The following is an 18,342-nucleotide window of genomic DNA, read 5'->3' on the forward strand; positions in this document are numbered from 1 at the left end:
TGCGGGGCTCGCAAGCTCACTCGTCACGCTCCCACCCGCACTGTCTCCATCGCGGTCAGGAAGGCGTCGGTCTCGGCGGGGGTGCCGGCGGTGACCCGCAGCCAGCCGGGCAGGCCGACGTCGCGGACCAGCACGCCGGCGTCGAGCAGGACGCGCCAGGCCGCCGCCTGGTCGTCGCCGACGGAGAACAGCACGAAGTTGGCGTCGCTGTCGGCCACCCGGTGGCCCCGGTCCCGCAGCTCGGCGACGATCCGGTCCCGCTGCGCCATGATCGCTGCGACCGTGCCGAGCAGGGCGTCGCGGTGGGCCAGCGCCGCACGGGCGGCGGCCTGGGTCAGCGACGAGAGGTGGTACGGCAGCCGGACGAGCTGCACCGCCGCCACCACCGCCGGGTCCGCCGCCAGGTAGCCGAGCCGGCCGCCGGCGAAGCCGAACGCCTTGCTCATCGTCCGGGTCACCACGAGCCGGGGGTGGCCGGGCAGCAGCGCCAGGGCGCTGGCCGTTCCCGGGCGGGCGAACTCCGCGTACGCCTCGTCGACCACCACCATGCCCGGGGCCTCGTCGAGCACCGCGGCGACCACCGCCGGGTCGAGCGCCGTGCCGGTCGGGTTGTTCGGCGAGCAGAGGAAGACCACGTCGGGGCGGTGCTCGCGGACCTGGGCCACCGCCTCGTCGGTGGTCAACCCGAAGTCCACCCCGCGCCGGGCCGGCACCCAGCCGGTGCCGGTGCCCAGCGCCAGCAGCGGGTGCATCGAGTACGCCGGGGCGAAGCCGAGCGCGGTGCGCCCCGGGCCGCCGAAGGTCTGCAGGAGCTGCTGCTGGATCTCGTTGGAGCCGTTGGCCGCCCACACCATCTCGACCGTGAGCCCATGGCCGAGGTAGGCCGCCAGGTCGGCGCGCAGCGCCACGGCGTCCCGGTCCGGGTAGCGGTTGAGGTCGCGCAGCTGGACCGCGAGGGCCCTGCCGATCGCGTCCACCACCGGCTCGGGCACCGGGTAGGAGTTCTCGTTGGTGTTCAGCCGCACCGGCACGTCGAGCTGCGGCGCACCGTACGCCGACAGCCCACGTAGCTCGTCGCGGATCGGCAGGTCGCTCACGGGGTCACCCCCGGGAAGCGCACGCTCACCGCCTGGCCGTGGGCGGGCAGGTCCTCCACCTCGGCCAGGGTGACCACGTGCGGGGCCACCTCACGCAGCGCCTGCTCGGTGTACTCCACCAGGTGGACGCCGCGCAGGAACGACTGCACCGACAGCCCCGAGGAGTGCCGGGCGCAGCCGCCGGTGGGCAGCACGTGGTTGGAGCCGGCGCAGTAGTCGCCGAGCGACACCGGCGACCAGGCGCCCACGAAGATCGCCCCGGCGTTGCGCACCCGCAGCGCCCACTCGCGGGCGTTCTCGGTCTGGATCTCCAGGTGCTCGGCGGCGTACGCGTCGACCACCCGCAGCCCGGCCGCCAGGTCGTCGACGAGTACCACGCCGCTCTGCTCGCCGGTGAGCGCCGTGGTGACCCGCTCGGCGTGCCTGGTCGCCGGCACCTGCCGGGCCAGCTCCCGCTCGACCGCCTCGACCAGCGCGACCGACGGGGTGACCAGGACGCTGGCAGCGAGGGGGTCGTGCTCGGCCTGGCTGACCAGGTCGGCGGCGACGTGCACCGGGTCGGCGGTGTCGTCGGCGAGGATGGCGATCTCGGTGGGACCGGCCTCGGCGTCGATGCCGACGACCCCGCGCAGCAGCCGCTTCGCGGCGGTGACCCAGATGTTGCCGGGGCCGGTGATCATGTCGACCGGGTCGCATCGCTCGTCGCCGGCCGGGTCGACCGTCGAGCCGTACGCCAGCATCGCCACCGCCTGGGCGCCGCCGACGGCGTACACCTCGTCGACGCCGAGCAGCGCGCAGGCCGCGAGGACCCGGGCGTCGGGCAGGCCACCGTTGTTCTGCTGCGGCGGGCTGGCCACGACCAGCGAACGGACCCCGGCCGCCTGGGCGGGGACCACGTTCATCACCACGGTCGACGGGTACATCGCGAGGCCGCCGGGGACGTAGAGGCCCACCCGGTCGACCGGCACCCAACGCTCGGTGACCGTGCCGCCGGGCACCACCTGGGTGGTGTGGTCGGTGCGCCGCTGGTCGGCGTGCACCTTCCGGGTGCGGGTGATCGACTCCAGCAGCGCGGCCCGGACCCGCGGGTCGAGCGTCCCCTCGGCCTCGGCGATCGCCTCGACCGGGACCCGGAGCCGCTCGGGGGAAACGCCGTCGAACCGCTCGCTGGCCTCCCGGATCGCCGGGTACCCATGCTCCCGGACCGCCTCCACGAGGGGACGGATCCTCTCGACGGCCACGGAGACGTCGAGCTGGGCACGGGGCAGCAGGCGGCGGGGGTCACGGTCGCCGCCGCGCAGGTCGATCCGATTCAGCACGCCTGCGAGTCTAGGCGGACAACGGGACTCGGGCCCGCGCCGCCCGCACGCCGGGACGTGAGGCGGGCCACGCCGGGGCGGCGCGGGCGGGCTAGGCTCGACCCCGTGACTGCACGGTTGCCGATTTTCCCCCTCGGGACGGTGCTCTTCCCCGGCCTGGTGCTGCCGCTGCACATCTTCGAGGAGCGCTACCGGGCCCTGGTACGCCACCTGGTGGGCCTGCCCGAGGGCGCGCCCCGCGAGTTCGGGGTGGTGGCGATCAGGGCCGGCTGGGAGGTAGCACCCAGGTCGACGGAGCGGCCCGTCCCCGGCGTCGGCGACGTCACCCTGCACGAGGTGGGCTGCACTGCCGAGCTGCGCCAGGTGAGCGAGCTGACCGACGGCGGGTTCGACATCGTCACGGTGGGGCGGCGACGGTTCCGCATCACCGAGGTCGACGAGCGGGCCGCGCCTTACCTGACCGCCGAGGTGGAGTGGCTGCCGGAGCCCGGCGGCCCGGACGAGGCCGCCGAACTGCTGGCGACCCGGGTGATCTCGGTGTTCCGGCAGTACCTCGGGCTGATCCGCCCCGCCCCGGAGGAGATCTCCGAGCAGCTCCCGGAGGACCCCACCGTCCTGTCCCACCTGGTCGCCGCGACGGCCATGCTGACCGTGGACGACCGGCAGCGGCTGCTCGCCATCGACGACACCGCCGCCCGGCTCGGCGCCGAGCTGCGGCTGCTCAACCGCGAGGCGGTTCTGCTGCGCCAGGTGCGGGCGGTTCCGGTGCCGCTGTCGGAGCTGGCGAGCCCGCCGGCCCCGAACTGATTCCCGGCCCGCCCGCGGGCCGGGCGTCGTCGAACGGAGCGTCGTCGAACGGAGCGTCGTGGGCCCAGGCCAGGTCCGGCTCCGGGTCCGGCTCCGGGCGCAGCGACGGCCAGCGGGACCAGCCGGCCAGCAGGGTGTACGTCACGGCCGCGGCGAACGCCGGCAACAGCAGGTTGCCGTACGGCACGGGAAGCACCTCGAGAACCCAGTGGACGCCCCCGGCCCGCAGATCGGCGGGCTTGGTGAACGCCTGTCCATCCGGGGCGCCGGCCAACAGGCGCTCGTACGTCGACAGGCCGACTTGGCGGCCGACCTGCCAGGCCACCGGCGCGGCCCCCAGCCCGCCGAGCACGCCGGCGAGGAGCCCGACCGGGCCCCGCCGCCGACGCAGCAGCACCCAGAGGGCCAGCGCGGCGAGCACGCCGAAGCCGAGCCCGAGCAGGCTGAACCAGCCGTCTGCGGCGATCGGCTGCTCCGGCTGCGGTTGGGCGTAGACGGCCCCTTCCGGGGTCTTGATCACCGGGGTGTCCGGCGCGACGACCGCCCAGAGCAGCCCCAGCGGAACGCCCAGCGCGGCCAGCACCGCTGCCGCGCCGAGCGCCACCGCGATCGACCGGCCCGGCCGACGCGCGGGTCGGCCGGCGGCCCCGAGGTGCGGGACCGGCCCGGTGAGATACGCCGGCGACGCGCCGGGGACGGCGAACGGGTCCCCGTCGGGGGCGGGGACGGCGAACGGGTCCCCGCCTGGCGCGGGGGCGGGGGCGGGGGTGCCCGCGGGCACCGGCAGGCCGGCCGACCCACCAGGGGCCTCCGGGCCTGCCGCCGGCCGGCGGTGCGTCCCGGGATCGGGTCGGCCCGGCGGATCGGCCGGGGGCACGGGGGGTTCGGGATCGGAGGCGTCCGGGCTCACCCCGTGATCCTCTCAGGCCCGGGCCGCGCCCGGGGCGTCGGTGCCGCCGGAGGAGGCCTTCAGGGGCCGAAGGGGTCGAGCATGGTCGACGCCGCGCGCAGCCAGGCCTGGCGGGTCTCGGGCTGAAGCTGCTGGTACTCGATCGAGGAGCCGGTCTCCAGTGCCGGGTCGTACGGCACCACGGCCACCGCCCGGGTACGGGTGGCGAAGTGCCGCTCCAGGTCGTCCTGGAGCGGGGACCGGCCGGGGGTCGGGCAGGAGATCAGGGTGACCGCGTTGTCGGCCAGCTCACCCATGCCCACCTCGTGCAGCAGGTCGAGCATCCAGTCCGCGCTGAACGCGGCGTCCTCCCGGGGCACGGTGGTGACCACCAGTTGGTCGGCGGCCTGCATCACCGTCCGCCAGTTGGGACTCTCCACGTTGTTGCCGGTGTCGACGCAGACCACGTCGTGGGTGCGCCGCAGCAGCTCCAGCACCCGCTTGACGGTGAACTGGTCGAGCCGCTGGGCGAACCGAGGGCTCTCCTCCCCGGCCAGCACGTCGTACGAGCCGTCGGAGGCGTGCCGCAGGTAGTCGTCCAGGCTCGCCAGCAGCTCGGCGCCCTCCCGGATCTCGATCTGGGCGAGGTCGCTGATCAGGTGCCGGATGGTCCGGGCGTGCCGGGCGCTGCCGGCGCGCAACCCGAGGGTGCCGCGTAGCTCGTTGTCGTCCCAGGCGAGCACGCCCCGGCCCCGTACGCTGCCGACGGTGGCGGCGGCCAGCACGGTCGCGGTGGTCTTGTGCACCCCGCCCTTGGGGTTGGCGAAGGCGAGCACCCGGGGGCCGCCCAACTCGCGGCGGAGCACGCCGGCGGCCCGCTCCAACTCGCTCTCCGTACCCTGCGGGCGCCACTCGAGGCGGGCCGGGTAGCCCCGGTCGACCACCGCCGGCGGCCCGGTCGGCGGCGGCTGGTACACCGGCTCCACCGGCGGTGGCGGATACGCAGGCTCCGGCGGCGGCTGGTAGGCCGGCTCCGGCGGCGGCTGATACGCGGGCTCCACCGGCGGCTGATAGGCGGGCTCCGGCGGGTGGGCGGGCTCCGGCGAGGGCTGGTACGTCGGCTCGGGTCGGTACCCACCGTTGTCCAGCAGGGCGTACCGCGACTCGACCGGTGACTCGGGCCGGTAGCCACCGTCCAGCAGGGCGTACCGGGACTGGACGGGCGGGGCGAGGTCGGCGCGGCGCACCGGCTCCAGCTCAGCGCGGCCCGGCTCGGCCCGCCACCCCGGCTCCGCCGGATAGGACGCCCCGCCCTGGTACACCGGCTCCACCGGGTACACCGGCTCGGGCTGGTACACCGGCTCCACCGGGTACACCGGGTCCACCGGATACACCGGCTCGGGCTGATACACCGGCTCCACCGGGTACACCGGCTCGGGCTGATACACCGGCTCCACCGGGTACACCGGGTCGACGCGGTAGGCCGGGTCCACCCGGTAGCTCGCCCCCGCCCGGTAGCCGCCCGGGGGCGACTCGGCCGGGTAGCCGGACTCCGCGCCGTAGGACACCTCGGGGCCGGGCCCGATCGCCGACGCTCGCCCCGCGTAGCCGTTGCCCGACACGCGCCGGGGTAGCGGCTCCGGGGCGCCCTGGGGTGCCTCCTCCGCCCGACGGTCGGCCTCGGCCTGCTCCGCGGTGCGACCGCCGAGCCTGGCCCGGTCGAGCAGCGCCCGCCATCGCGGTGCTGGCTCGGCCGGCCGACCCCAGCCGGTCTCCGTGCCGTCCAAGCTCGCCCTCCCCAGCGCCATCGATCTCCGCCTGACAGGCTACGAACGAAACCCTATTCGGACCACACCGGTCCGCGCACATCCTGGTCCGTCTTTGTCACCGGGGGACCGCCTCCGGCCCGCCGCCACCCGCGTCCGGCGAGGTCGCCGCGCCAGGTACGGCCGCTGTCGGCGCAGCCGGGTCCACAATCGGTGAGGTCACGGCCATCATCGGTGCCGCTTCCGACGTTTCGCCCATCTTGGCCGGCGCCGCTTCCGACGTTTCGCCCATTCCCGGCACCGGCCCGGTATCGGCCGGCGGTCGGGCCACGTCGCGCTGCTCGGGTAGCGGCGGGGTGACCACCGTGCGGTCCAGCCGGCGCAGCTCGGGGGCCGGGTCGACCGCCCGTACCCGGGGCCGGCCGGCCAGCGCCCGCAGCGGCTCCGGGGCACCCCGCACCACCGCCGCATACGCGCAGGCGCACCCCGTCCGGTACGCCACCGCCTCCCCCGCGGCGACCTGCGCCCCGGTTGCGTACCCCCGGCGCAGCTCGGGATCGGCGGCGCCAGCGGCCCGGGCCCGCTGGTCGGCGGCCTCGCGGTCCTTGCGGGCGGCGACCCCGGCCATCCCGGCGGTCACGTCCTGCGGCAGCCACTGGGCCGGCAGCCGGACGATCTCGGTCTGTCGGCCGGGCAGCGGCACCCGGGCCACCACCTCCGCGACGGACACGCCGTCCAGCAGCGCGGGCAGCCCGCCGGGTGCCACATACGTCGAGAACGACACCAGCGCGTATGTGTCGGCGGCCGGCAGGGCGGCCAACTCGGCCCCGGCGGCGCGCAGGTAGCCGGGAATCGGGTCGCCGGCGGCGATCCCGACCCGGGTGACCTCGCCCACCGTGCGGTCCCCCGCCGGCCGGTCCTGACGGCTCACCCAACCGGCGGCGAGCAGCACGGCCGCCACCGACAGCAGCGCGGCCGAGCTGAGCCATCGGGGCCGACGCCGGCGCACCCGGGCGGCCCCGTCGCCGGGGCCCGGCGACGGTCGGTCGGACTGCGGCGGTTCGGCAGCGCGCACCGACGCGGCCCCCCTCGTCGGAAAGAGTGTCGGGTCAGTCGCGGAGAACCCGCAGCGCCCGGTCCAGGTCGTCAGGATAGTCGCTGACGAACGTCACCTCGTCCCCCGTGCGGGGATGCGCGAAGCTCAGCGACCGGGCGTGCAGCCACTGCCGGCTCAGCCCGAGCCGGGCGGAGATCGTCGGGTCGGCGCCGTAGGTGACGTCGCCCACGCAGGGGTGGCGCAGGGCGGAGAAGTGCACTCGGATCTGGTGGGTCCGGCCGGTCTCCAGCCGGACGTCCAGCAGGCTCGCGGACGGAAACGCCTCCAGGGTGTCGTAGTGGGTGATGCTGGGCTTTCCGCCCGAGACCACCGCCCAGCGGTAGTCGTGGTGCGGGTGCCGGTCGATCGGGGCGTCGATGGTGCCGCGCAGCGGATCCGGGTGGCCCTGCACCACGGCGTGGTAGCGCTTCTCCACCTCGCGGTGCTTGAAGGCCCACTTCAACGCGGTGTACGCCTGCTCGCTCTTGGCCACCGTCATGATCCCGGTGGTCCCGACGTCGAGGCGGTGCACCACGCCCTGCCGCTCGGCCGCGCCGCTGGTGGAGATGCGGTGCCCGACGGCGGCGAGGCCGCCGATCACGGTCGGGCCGGTCCAGCCGGGGCTGGGGTGGGCCGCCACGCCCACCGGCTTGTCCACCACCACGATGTCGTCGTCGGCGTACACCACCCGCAGTCCGGGAACGGCCTGCTGCACCATGGTCGGCGCGACGATCGGGGCGGGCAGCGTCACCTCCAGCCACGAGCCGGCCTTCACCTTGTGCGAGTTGGGCCGGGCCGCGCCGTCGACCAGCGCGTCGCCGGCGTCGACCAGGGCCGCGGCGGCCGTGCGGGAGAGCCCGAAGAGCCGGGACACGGCCTGGTCGAGCCGCATGCCGTCCAGCCCGTCCGGCACCGGCAGGGAACGGTGGTCGCCGCCCGCGGCGGACGCGGCGCTCACGCGCGCTCCCGCTGCGTGGCGGGGGTCTCGTCGGTGGTCTTCTCCCGGCCGAGGCGGGAGCCGTCGCGCTGACGGCCGGTGAGTTCCAGCACCACGGCCAGCACCACGCCGCAGACCAGTGCGCTGTCGGCCAGGTTGAACACCGGCCAGACCTGGCCGTACGGGTCGAACAGGCTGATCATGTCGACCACGTGGCCGACGAAGTGACCAGGAGCGCGGAAGATCCGGTCCACCAGGTTGCCCAGCGCCCCGCCGAGCACCAGGCCGAGCGAGACCGCCCAGGGCACCGAGCGCAGCCGCACCGCCATCCAGCAGATCCAGCCGATCACCGCCAGGGTGATCAGCGGGAAGATCCAGGTGTGGTCGGCGCCGATGCTCCATGCCGCACCGCTGTTGCGGGTGAGGCTGAGGTAGACCGCGCCCCCGAGCAGCCGCACCGGCTCCCGGTCGCTGAGCCCGAGCAGGGCGAGGTGCTTGGTGAGCAGGTCGGCCAGGAACGCCACCAGGGCGACCGCGGCGAGGATCACCACCGCCCGATGCCGGAGTCTGCCTCCGCCCGGCTCGGCGGTGCCGGTATCGGTTCCGGCGGGCGGTGTAGCCGTCATCTGCTCCCCATCGACGCTCTTGGCGGTGATCGCTCACCGTCTGATCGGCCGGGGAGCGCCGGTCAGCGCCGCTCCTCCAGCTGCTTGCACTTCACACAGAGGGTCGCCGCCGGAAACGCGGCGAGCCGCTCCACCGGGATCGGGTCGCCGCACCGCGCGCACCAGCCGTAGCCGCCCTCGTCGAGCCGCTCCAGGGCCCGCTCGACCTGCGTGACCCGTTCCCGGATGCTGTTGGCGAGTGAGATCTCCTGCTCCCGCTCCAACGTCTTGGCACCGGTGTCGGCCTGGTCGTCCCCGGCCGAGTCCGTCAGCCGGTCGCGCTGCAGCTCGGTGATCTCGCTCAGCGTCTGATCGTACTCGGCGCGCAACTCGTCGCGCCGCGCCGCCAGGGCAGCCCGGATCTTCTCGGTCTCGGCGGCGCTGCGGGTGGCCTTGACCACCGGCTTGCGGCCGGCGGTCCTGGTGTCGGCTGGCTTCGCCATCGTCGCTCCCTCGCGCCGCGGCGCCGCGGCGGCGCCGCGGCCCCTGGACAGGGATCGCCGGCCTGGCGCTCCCTGAGTAACAAAACGGGCGCGCGGCAAAGGACGCCGCGCACTCCGGAGATTGGCAAGAATACGGAACGTACCGGCGTCCGACAACGTGCCGCACCGCCGCATCGTCATTCCGTCCCGAAAAGCCCTCAAATGGGCAAAAGGAACGCTAGCAGATCAACCCTCACGATCCTCGCCGTACTCGCCAAACCATCGAGCTAGGCGACCCCGGCGGCTGACCGCACGCAGCCGCCGCTCGGCGGCGTCCCGCGCCCCGGCCGTCGCGACGATCAGCAGGCTGTCGCCGGCCTTCAACCGGGTGTCCGGGCCGGGCACGAAGCCCGCGCCGTCGCGCAGCACCAGGGTCACCGACGCACCCACCGGCAGCCGCAGCTCGTCCACGTGCACCCCGGCCAGCCGCGACTGCGCGGGCACCTCCACCTGGAGCAGGTCCGCCCGCATCCGCTCCAGCGGCGCGATCTCCACCCGGATCTCCGCCGGCTCCGCCGGAGCGGTCACCCGCAGCCAGCGGGCGGCCGGGGCGAGGGTGCCCGCCTGGAGCAGGGTAAAGATCACCACCAGCACGAACACCGCGTCGAAGAGCCCCTCCGCCCCCGGCACCCGTTGCGACAGCGGGATGGTCGCCAGCACGATCGGCACCGCCCCGCGCAGCCCCGCCCAGGACAGAAACGCCTGTTCGCGCAGGCCGAACCGGAACGGCCAGGCGGAGACCGCCACCGACAGCGGGCGGGCAACCAGCACCAGCGCCAGCCCGGCGACGATCGCCGGCAACAGCGCCGCGTCCAGCCGGCCCGGCGAGGCCAGCAGCCCGAGCAGCACGAACAGGCCGATCTGGGCCAGCCAGGCCAACCCGTCGGCGAAGCCCAGGATGGCCTGCCGGTGCGGCAGCCGGGCGTTACCCAACAGCACCCCCGCGACGTAGACGGCCAGGAAGCCGGAGGCGTGCAGCACCGCCCCGGCGGCGTACGCGAGCACGGTGAAGCCGACCGCCGCGATGGGGTACAGCCCCGCCGAGGGCAGCGCCGCCTTGCGCAGCGCCGCCCGGCCGGCGAGCCCGACCCCCACCCCGACCGCGGCGCCGACACCCAGCTCGTAGCCGAGCAGCAGCACCTCGTACCACCAGGAGTGGCCGGCGTCGGTGGCCGAGCGGGACAGCAGCACCACCAGCAGCACCACCGGGGCGTCGTTGATCCCGGACTCGGCCTCCAGGGTGGCGACCAGCCGGGGCGGCAGGCGCAGCCGACGCAGGGTGGCGAAGACGGCGGCGGCGTCGGTGGAGGAGAGCACCGCGCCGTAGAGCATGGCCAGCCGCCAGTCCAGCCCGAGCAGCAGGTGCACCGCCAGACCGACCACCAGGATGCTCACCACCACCCCGACGGTGGAGAGCACCGCGACCAGGCCGAGCACCGGGCGCAGGGTGCTCCACCGGGCGGTCAGCCCACCCTCCGCGATGATCACCACCAGGGCGCAGAAGCCGAGGGTACGGGTCAGCTCGACGTCGTCGAACCGGATGCCCAACCCGGACCTGCCGATCGCCACGCCGAGCGCCAGGTAGACCAGGAGGCTGGGCACGCCGAGTCGGGTGGAGAAGCGGACCGCGCCGACCGCCACCAGCAGCACCGCGGCACCGAGCAGCAAGGCGAGGTCGAACCCGGGGGTCATGCCGACCCGAGGCGGGCAGCCGTCACCGGGCGGACCCGTCGCGCAGCAGGCGCAGCGCCTCGGCCAACTCCGGCGTCGGACGCTCGACGACGAAGAGCTTGTCGCGGCTGGCCGCGCCGGTTCGCAGCGACACGGCAGCCGGCCGGACGCCGAGCGCCTCGGCCAGCGCCCGCCGGGCCGCCTCGGTGGCCCGGCCGTCGAGCGGCGGGGCGTTCACGGCGATCACCAGGGCCGGCCCGTGCGGGCCGTCGTGCCGGCCGCCAACCCGGGCCCGGGCGACACCCGGTTTCACCCGTACAGCGACGGTGAGCGAGTCGTCCATGAGGTCAGCGCGGCCCGGCGTCGGCGAGGAGGACGGTGTCCGGGGCGCAGCGCGCGCACGGGGTGAAGCCCAGCCGCACGGCCGCGGCCACCGGCAGCGGCTCGGACTCCCGGCCGAACAGGTGCGGGCAGTCGGCCAGGTGGTAGCGGGGCCGCCCGTCGACGACCTGAACCTCGGCGTCGAGCCCGGCGACCAGCGCCGCGTCCGCCGGGGACACCCGCAGGGCGGGCGGCTCGTCGGACGGCGTGGCCCGGTCCGGCCCGGCCGCATCGGCGTACGGGGCCAGCGGGTCGTCGGCGGCGGGCACGTCGTACGTGCCCTCCCCGACGGCCGGCGACCCGGGCGGTTGCCGCCGCCCGGTGCCGATCGTCGGGGGAACGTGCTGGACGGGGATCCCCGGCCTGGCCGGGGAGGTGACCCCGCCCTCCGGGTCGTCGCCGGCCGATGGCCGGCGTACCCGGGTGGCGTCCGGGTCGGGCCGCTCGGCTGCCGCCCGGATGGCGGCCGCCTGGCGGGCACCGACCACCAACGCGACGGCGGCCAGCAGGCTGGCCGCGATTGAGGCGGTCAGCAGCAGGCTGGAGCCGCCAGTGAGGCCGACCACCAGGAGCACGACGGCGACGAGGATGAGCAGCAGACTTGCGACTATCACGGCTCACCCCCGCCGCGTCGGATTCAGGTTGGCGCGATCGGCGGCCGTCCCCATGACGGCCGCCGAAACGGGATCAGCGGCCCGACTCCAGCGCGCCGGAGCGACCGCCGCCGTACGAGCTGGCGAGACCCGCAGCGGCAGCGAGGCCGTTGCTGCCGCCGACGGCGCGGCCGCCCTCGCGGGTCATCTCGACCTCCAAGCCCTGGCCGCGACCGTCGAGGTCGCGCAGCTGGCTCTCCAGGTACGCCTTGAGCCGGGTGCGGTACTCCCGCTCGAACTGCTTGAGCTCCTCGATGTGCTTCTGCAACGCGGTGCGCTTGGCGTCCAGGCCGCCCATGGCCTCCTGGTGCCGCTGGCGGGCGTCGCGCTCCAGGGCGTCGGCCTTGGCCCGCGCCTCGTGGGTGACTTCCTCGGCCTTCGAACGGGCCTCGGAGAGCAGCTGGTCGGCCTCGCGACGCGCGTCGGAGACGTGGTCGTCGGCGGTGCGCTGGGCCATCATCAGCACCCGCAGCGCCTGCTGCTCACCGTCACCGGTCGCGGCCGGGCCGCCCTGGCTACGGACCTGCTCCAGCTCGGCCTGCATCGCGCGGGCGGCCTGCTCGGCCGCCGCCTTGTCGCGCTGCACCCGGTCGAGCTGAGCCTTGACGTCGTTGAGCTCTGCGGCGAGCCGGGCGTCGCCGCCGGGGCCGGCGGGGGCACCGCCACGGCCACCGCGCTCCACCTGGGCGCGCAGCTCGTTGTTCTCCTCGATCAGACGGGCAAGCTCGCGCTCGACCTCGTCCAGGAAGGCGTCGACCTCCTCCTCGTCATACCCCCGCTTGCCGATCGGCGGCTTTTTGAAGGCGACGTTGTGGACGTCGGCCGGGGTCAGCGGCATCGAAACTCCTCGGGTCAGTTGCGGCCGCGTAGCGGGCTGGGCCTGCGGGCGTCAATCACCCGAGGATCAGCCGCTTCAACACGAACTCCATCAGCACGGACAGGATAACCAGGAGCACAAGGGAGGCCAGGTCGATGCTCACGGTACCAATTCGCAGTGGAGGGATCACACGCCTCAACGCCTTGAGAGGCGGATCAGTGACGCTCCACACGGATTCCAGTCCTGCTGCCGCCCCCCGCCCAGGCTGCCAGCGGCGACCGTACGCGAGGACCGCGCTGAGGACAAACCGGGACAGAAGAAGGATCAGAAAGACATACAGAATCAGGTACAGAACTTGCAGCAGGATCGACAACACAGCAGGCGACGTCCCTCTGTCGGGCGGGCTAACTCAGGCTGAAGAACCCGCCCTCGGCTATTTTGGCCTTGTCCTCCGCGGTGACCTGGACGTTGGCCGGTGAGAGCAGGAACACCCGGTTGGTCACGCGCTCGATCGTACCGCGCAGGCCGAAGGCCAGCCCGGCGGCGAAATCAACCAGACGGCGGGCATCGGCCTCGTCCATCTCGGTGAGGTTGATGATCACCGGGACGCCGTCGCGGAAGTGCTCCCCGATCGTGCGGGCCTCACGGTAGGTGGTCGGGTGCAGCGTGGTGATCTGGTACCGCTGCTCCTCCTCGGCCGGCGCGACCCGCTCCCGCGTCGAGGACTGCGGGGCCAGGGCCAGGTTGTCCCGAGTGTGGTACGACAGCGAGCCCGAGCCGTCACCGGCGGAGCTGCGGGTGATCGACCGCACGCTGGAGCGGTCGGGGCGCTCGCGCTCGGCCCGCTCCGGCCGATCGGGGTCAGCCCGGTCACTCTCCCCCGACCGACTGGCGGAGCGCTCGGTCAGCCGACCCCGCTCCCCCATCCGGGGCCGGGGCGTCGTCGGCTCGTCCGACTCGTCGTCATCGTCGTCGGCGAACTCCTCGGCGTACCGGCCCTGCCGGTAGCGCGACTCGCGGTAGTCACCCTTGTCGTAGCCACCGTCGTCGTAGGCCCGCTCGTCGTCCTCCTCGACCAGACCGAGCCAGACCCCCGCCTTGCGCAGTGCACCCATCCCGCGCCCTTCCGTCCGCCGTGCGGCACGCGCCCCCGTGCCGTGTCGCTTCTCTCGGGTGGACAACTGCCCCCCGGAGCGGAACGCCAATCCCCCGGCCCGCGATTCGCGATCACGGGCCACGCCCCCTAGCGTCGGGACCGCCGCTCCTGAAACAACACTGATGTAATTTGCTTCTCTCGTCGTCAGGCTACCGCAGCGTGGAACGCATTCCGAGCAACGCGCTACCGACGCGGACATGTGTCGCGCCGTACCCGATCGCGGTTTCCAGATCCCCGCTCATTCCGGCGGAGAGCGCGACCGCCTCGGGATGCGCGGCGCGGAACCCCCGCGCCACCTCGGCCAGCCGGGCGAACGCCCGCTCCGGCTCCCAGCCGAGCGGGGCCACCGCCATCAGCCCGGCCAGCCGCAGCCCGTCCGCGCCGGCCACCGCCTCGGCCACCGGGTACAGCCCGGCGTCCGGATCGGCGGAGCCCGGCAGCGCGCCGCCCCGGACCGGGTCGGCGTCGATGCTGACCTGGATCAGCACGTCGAGGGGCCGGTCCCGGCCGGCCACCGCCGCGAGGCCCAGCGCCCGGACCAGCCGGACGCTGCCGACCGACTGCACGACGTCGGCGTACCGGACCACCGAGCGGCACTTGTTGCGCTGCAACTGCCCGATGAAGTGCCACCGGGGGTCCGCCCCCGCGGCGGCCACCTCGGCGGCCTTGCCCGCGGCCTCCTGGTCCCGGTTCTCCCCCACGTCGCTGACCCCGAGGCCGGCCAGAGCCAGCACGTCGGAGGCCGGGTAGGTCTTGGTGACGGCGACCATGGTGACCTCGGAGCGGTCCCGCCCGGCGGCGACGCAGGCGTCGGCGATCCGGGACCGGACCCAGGCCAGCCCGGCCGCCAGCTCGGCCCGGCGGTCCGGGCACCCGGTCGGGTTCGCGTCGGGCATCGGGGCGCTCAGGATCCGTTCTTGAGGAAGTCCGGCACGTCCACGTCGTCGAAGAGCACCCGACGCGGCGACTGGGTCGGCGCGGGCATCGTGGCCGGCGGCGTGGACGGCGTGCTGGGCTGAGCCGGCTGGTTCCGGTTGGCCTTGGGGCCCGTCTCGACGGCCTTGTACGCCGGCGTGCCGCCGTCGAAGCCTGCCGCTATCACGGTGACCCGCACCTCGTCGCCGAGCGCGTCGTCGATGACCGCGCCGAAGATGATGTTGGCGTCCGGGTGAGCCGCGTCGGTGACCAGTTGGGCCGCGTCGTTGATCTCGAACAGGCCGAGATCGGAACCGCCGGCGATGGAGAGCAGCACGCCACGTGCGCCGTCCATGCTCTGCTCCAGCAGCGGGCTGGAGATGGCCGCCTCGGCCGCCTCGACCGCGCGGTTCTCGCCCCGGGCGCTGCCGATGCCCATCAGGGCGCTGCCCGCGCCACTCATCACGCTCTTGACGTCGGCGAAGTCCAGGTTGATCAGGCCCGGCGTGGTGATCAGGTCGGTGATGCCCTGGACGCCGGAGAGGAGCACCTGATCGGCGGTGCGGAACGCGTCCATCATGCTGATGTTGCGGTCGCCGAGCGCCAGCAGCCGGTCGTTGGGGATGACGATCAGCGTGTCGCACTGATTGCGGAGTTCGTCTATTCCGGTCTCGGCCTGCACCTGCCGGCGCTTGCCCTCGAACGAGAACGGGCGGGTGACCACGCCGATGGTCAGCGCGCCGAGCTTGCGGGCGATGTTCGCCACCACCGGCGCTCCGCCGGTGCCGGTGCCGCCGCCCTCGCCGCAGGTCACGAAGACCATGTCGGCGCCCTTGAGCACCTCCTCGATCTCGTCGCGGTGGTCCTCGGCGGCATTCTTGCCGACGTCCGGGTTGGCGCCCGCGCCGAGCCCACGGGTCAGCTCGCGGCCCACGTCCAGCTTGACGTCGGCATCGCTCATCAGCAGCGCCTGCGCGTCGGTGTTGATCGCGATGAACTCGACGCCCTTGAGCCCAACCTCGATCATCCGGTTGACGGCGTTGACGCCGCCGCCCCCGATGCCGACGACCTTGATGACCGCCAGGTAGTTGTGCGGAGGTGTCATCTCCGGTCCTTTCCCTTCGAGATTGGCATGGGCCGACCCCACACGGCTTTGCCAGACCAGCACCGACGTCAGCTGTTCCCCGGGAGGTCGAGAGGTGAACTCTCACCCTCTACTAGAGGCTTACAGTTATGTCAACTACTGATCCTCTTCGGGGCAACGTAAGCGGCCCCACGCCCGGAGCCAAGGACCCGCCCGGCGTGTCGCCCTCGGAGAGGCCCATACCTCACTCCCAGCGGCCCCACCGGCTGCTTCCAGACAGCCACCTGACCGGCCGGTCACTTGAAGGTGACGACCTCCGGGGCACTGACGTCGATCGTGTCGGCTTCCCGACCGAGCAGCGCGGTGGCCACCCGGGCCTTGTCCGCGGCCCGGGTGGCGTCCCCCCAGACCACGGTCCGGTCGCCACGCAGCGTAAGGCTGATCCGGGCCAGCCCCTCCACGGTCACCTCCACCAACTGCGCGCGCAACTGGGGGGTCAGGGCGGCCAACACCTCCAGCCCGGCCCGGGTCCCCGGGTCGTCCGGGCCCGGGCTGCCGACCCGGATCACCGGCAGGCCCTCCGGCTGCCGGGGCAGCGACCGGAACACCACCCCGGAGCGGTCGACCACGGCGAACGCCTGCCCCTGCGGCACCACCGCCGCGGGCGTGCGCTCCACCACCCGCACCACCAGCGTGTCCGGCCAGTCCCGGGACACCGTCACCCGCTCCACCGGGGCCAGCCCGCCGATCCGCCGGGCGGCGGCGGCCAGGTCCACCCGGGACAACGGGTGGTCGTCCGGCACCGCGGCGGCCTCCCGGACCTGGACCGGCGTGACCAGTTGGGCGCCCTCCACCCGGACCTCACGCACCCCGAACAGGCCGGTGCCGAGCACCGTCCAGGCGACCAGCGCGGCCAGGGCGGCCACGCCCACGGCCACCGCCCAGGGCAGCGCCGCGCGCATCCGACGCTGCCGGGCCCGAGCCATGAACCGCCGGGTGGACGGCGGCACCGCGTCGGTGCCGGCGCGGACGAGATGCCAGCGGCGCACCGGGCCGCGCCGGCCCCCGCCCGGGTCCGCGGTGCGACCGCGCGCCGGCCCGGGGCTCATCCGGCGGTGGTCGCCGAGCCGTCCGGGTCGACCGCGGGGCCGACGCCGGTGGCGTCACCGGTACGGGCCGTCAGGGCGTCCAGCAGTTGGTCGCCCAGCAGCGAGATGGGCGGAGCGCCCATGGTCACCACGACGTCGCCGGGGCGGGCCCGGCGGGCCACCTCCACCGGCACGTCGTCCCAGGCGTCCACGAAGACCTTCCGGTCGGCCGGCAGCGGCACCGCCTCGACCAGCGCGGCCGATCCCTCCCCGGGCGCGCGCAGCTCACCGGGACCGAAGACCTCCAACAGCACCAGCTCGTCGGCAATGCCGAGCGCCGCCGCGATCTCCGCCTGGAGTTCCCGGGTGCGGTAGAGCCGGTACGGCTGGAACACCACGATCAGCCGCCCGTCGCCGGCCACCTCGCGCAGCGTCTGCAACGCCAGGGTCATCGAGGTCGGGTGGTAGGCGTACTCGTCGTAGACCAACACCCCGTCGGCGACCCCCTTGCGCTCGAAGCGCCGCCGTACGCCCGGGAACGTGCCGAGCGCGGCCTCGGCTGCCTCGACCGGCAGCCCCAGCAGGTGCGCGGTCAGCACCGCCGAGGCGCTGTTGAGCCCCATGTGCCGCCCCGGCATTGGCAGCCGGATCTCGCCCAACGAGCGGCCGTCGATCTCGGCCAGGAAGCGCACCCCCTGCGCGGAGGAGACGACGTCGCGCAGCCGCAGGTCCGCATCGGGGGCCTCGCCGTACGTGTGCACCCGGCGGCCCTCGGCGCGCAGCGTCTCGGCCAGCCGCCGCCCGCCCGGGTCGTCGGCGCAGGTGACGATGAACCCCTCGGGGTCGGTGAGCCGGGCGAACTCGGCGAACGCCGCCTCCAGGGTGGCCAGGTCGCCGTAGGTGTTGAGGTGGTCCGCCTCGACGTTGGTGATCACCGACAGGTACGGGCGGTAGATGAGGAACGAGCGGTCGCTCTCGTCCGCCTCGACCACGAAGTGCTCACCGGTGCCGTGGTGCGCCCCGGAGCCCACCTCGGAGATCTCCCCGCCGATCACGAAGGACGGGTCGACGCCGGCCTGCTGGAGCACCATGGTCACCATCGACGTGGTGGTGGTCTTGCCGTGGGTGCCCGCCACCGCCACCGTACGTCGGCCGGTCATCGCCGCGGCCAAGGCCTCGGAGCGGTGCAGCACCCGCAGCCCGCGCCGCCGTGCCTCCACCATCTCCAGATGGTCCTGCGGGATGGCCGAGGAGTAGACCACGGTGTCCACGCCGTCGAGGTTGGACGCCTCGTGGCGGGAGTGGACGGTGCCGCCCAGCGCCCGCATCCCGGCCAGCGACGGCCAGTCCCGCAGCTCACTGCCGGAGACCGGCAGGCCCCGGGTGAGGAAGAGCCGGGCCAGCCCGCTCATCCCGACGCCGCCGACCCCGATCAGGTGGATCCGGCCCAGGTCCTCGGCGGTCAGGGTGCCGGCCGGGGTGAACTGCGCGGTGTTCATGACGGGTACCTTCCGGTCGC

The 18,342-nt window shown here is 74.3% G+C and carries 19 protein-coding genes; 1 reads left to right on the forward strand and 18 read right to left on the reverse strand.

Annotated features, from left to right (window positions below):
• Positions 1-23: 23 nt before the first annotated feature.
• Both SNR22_RS14360 and hisD read right to left on the reverse strand, forming a co-directional pair.
• The gene (locus tag SNR22_RS14360; protein ID WP_320067047.1) at positions 24-1,097 is read right to left on the reverse strand and encodes a histidinol-phosphate transaminase; all 1,074 of its coding nucleotides are present in this window, start codon (positions 1,095-1,097) and stop codon (positions 24-26) included.
• Positions 1,094-2,416, reverse strand: coding sequence for a histidinol dehydrogenase (gene hisD / locus SNR22_RS14365; protein ID WP_320067048.1), 1,323 nt, complete (start codon positions 2,414-2,416; stop codon positions 1,094-1,096). Before hisD ends, SNR22_RS14360 begins: the two co-directional genes overlap by 4 nt.
• A gap of 105 nt (positions 2,417-2,521) precedes the next feature.
• On the opposite strand from hisD, the gene SNR22_RS14370 reads away from it, so the two are divergent.
• On the forward strand, positions 2,522-3,223 hold the full coding sequence (locus SNR22_RS14370) for an LON peptidase substrate-binding domain-containing protein (RefSeq protein ID WP_320067049.1): 702 nt from the start codon (positions 2,522-2,524) through the stop codon (positions 3,221-3,223).
• On the opposite strand, the gene SNR22_RS14375 is transcribed toward SNR22_RS14370, so the two are convergent.
• From SNR22_RS14375 to murC, 16 genes are all read right to left on the reverse strand, one after another.
• Positions 3,138-4,133, reverse strand: coding sequence for a DUF2567 domain-containing protein (locus SNR22_RS14375; protein WP_320067050.1), 996 nt, complete (start codon positions 4,131-4,133; stop codon positions 3,138-3,140). The genes SNR22_RS14370 and SNR22_RS14375 overlap by 86 nt on opposite strands.
• A 59-nt stretch (positions 4,134-4,192) precedes the next feature.
• Positions 4,193-5,899, reverse strand: a complete 1,707-nt coding sequence (locus tag SNR22_RS14380) for an AAA family ATPase (RefSeq protein WP_413775633.1) — start codon at positions 5,897-5,899, stop codon at positions 4,193-4,195.
• A 97-nt stretch (positions 5,900-5,996) separates the two neighbouring features.
• A complete protein-coding gene (locus SNR22_RS14385) occupies positions 5,997-6,953 on the reverse strand; it encodes a hypothetical protein (protein WP_320067052.1) in 957 nt (318 codons plus the stop codon).
• Between the two features lie 34 nt (positions 6,954-6,987).
• Entirely contained in the window at positions 6,988-7,932 is a 945-nt protein-coding gene (locus SNR22_RS14390) for an RluA family pseudouridine synthase (protein ID WP_320067053.1), read from the reverse strand.
• The gene (lspA, locus tag SNR22_RS14395; RefSeq protein ID WP_320067054.1) at positions 7,929-8,537 is read right to left on the reverse strand and encodes a signal peptidase II; all 609 of its coding nucleotides are present in this window, start codon (positions 8,535-8,537) and stop codon (positions 7,929-7,931) included. The genes SNR22_RS14390 and lspA overlap by 4 nt, the downstream gene beginning before the upstream one ends.
• 62 nt (positions 8,538-8,599) lie before the next feature.
• Positions 8,600-9,019, reverse strand: coding sequence for a TraR/DksA family transcriptional regulator (locus tag SNR22_RS14400; protein WP_320067055.1), 420 nt, complete (start codon positions 9,017-9,019; stop codon positions 8,600-8,602).
• Positions 9,020-9,244: 225 nt separating this feature from the next.
• Positions 9,245-10,750, reverse strand: a complete 1,506-nt coding sequence (locus SNR22_RS14405; protein ID WP_320067056.1) for a potassium/proton antiporter — start codon at positions 10,748-10,750, stop codon at positions 9,245-9,247.
• 22 nt (positions 10,751-10,772) lie between these two features.
• Positions 10,773-11,072: a DUF167 domain-containing protein gene (locus SNR22_RS14410; RefSeq protein ID WP_320067057.1), complete on the reverse strand. Its 300-nt coding sequence runs from the start codon at positions 11,070-11,072 to the stop codon at positions 10,773-10,775.
• Positions 11,073-11,076: 4 nt separating this feature from the next.
• Positions 11,077-11,724 carry a hypothetical protein gene (locus tag SNR22_RS14415; protein WP_320067058.1) on the reverse strand — a complete coding sequence of 216 codons (648 nt, stop codon included), beginning with the start codon at positions 11,722-11,724 and terminating at the stop codon, positions 11,077-11,079.
• 73 nt (positions 11,725-11,797) lie between these two features.
• Positions 11,798-12,601: a DivIVA domain-containing protein gene (locus tag SNR22_RS14420; protein WP_320067059.1), complete on the reverse strand. Its 804-nt coding sequence runs from the start codon at positions 12,599-12,601 to the stop codon at positions 11,798-11,800.
• A 55-nt stretch (positions 12,602-12,656) separates the two neighbouring features.
• Positions 12,657-12,956 (reverse strand): YggT family protein, encoded by a 300-nt coding sequence (locus SNR22_RS14425; RefSeq protein ID WP_320067060.1) that lies wholly within the window; start codon positions 12,954-12,956, stop codon positions 12,657-12,659.
• Between the two features lie 28 nt (positions 12,957-12,984).
• Positions 12,985-13,695, reverse strand: coding sequence for a cell division protein SepF (locus SNR22_RS14430; protein ID WP_320067061.1), 711 nt, complete (start codon positions 13,693-13,695; stop codon positions 12,985-12,987).
• 190 nt (positions 13,696-13,885) lie between these two features.
• The gene (locus tag SNR22_RS14435) at positions 13,886-14,632 is read right to left on the reverse strand and encodes a YggS family pyridoxal phosphate-dependent enzyme (protein WP_320067062.1); all 747 of its coding nucleotides are present in this window, start codon (positions 14,630-14,632) and stop codon (positions 13,886-13,888) included.
• A gap of 8 nt (positions 14,633-14,640) precedes the next feature.
• The gene (gene ftsZ / locus SNR22_RS14440; RefSeq protein WP_320067063.1) at positions 14,641-15,756 is read right to left on the reverse strand and encodes a cell division protein FtsZ; all 1,116 of its coding nucleotides are present in this window, start codon (positions 15,754-15,756) and stop codon (positions 14,641-14,643) included.
• 275 nt (positions 15,757-16,031) lie between these two features.
• Positions 16,032-16,844, reverse strand: a complete 813-nt coding sequence (locus SNR22_RS14445) for a cell division protein FtsQ/DivIB (RefSeq protein ID WP_320067064.1) — start codon at positions 16,842-16,844, stop codon at positions 16,032-16,034.
• Positions 16,841-18,322, reverse strand: a complete 1,482-nt coding sequence (murC, locus tag SNR22_RS14450; protein WP_320067065.1) for a UDP-N-acetylmuramate--L-alanine ligase — start codon at positions 18,320-18,322, stop codon at positions 16,841-16,843. Before murC ends, SNR22_RS14445 begins: the two co-directional genes overlap by 4 nt.
• Positions 18,323-18,342: the final 20 nt, after the last annotated feature.

This window comes from Micromonospora sp. RTGN7 (assembly GCF_033804645.1).
Classification (GTDB): domain Bacteria; phylum Actinomycetota; class Actinomycetes; order Mycobacteriales; family Micromonosporaceae; genus Micromonospora.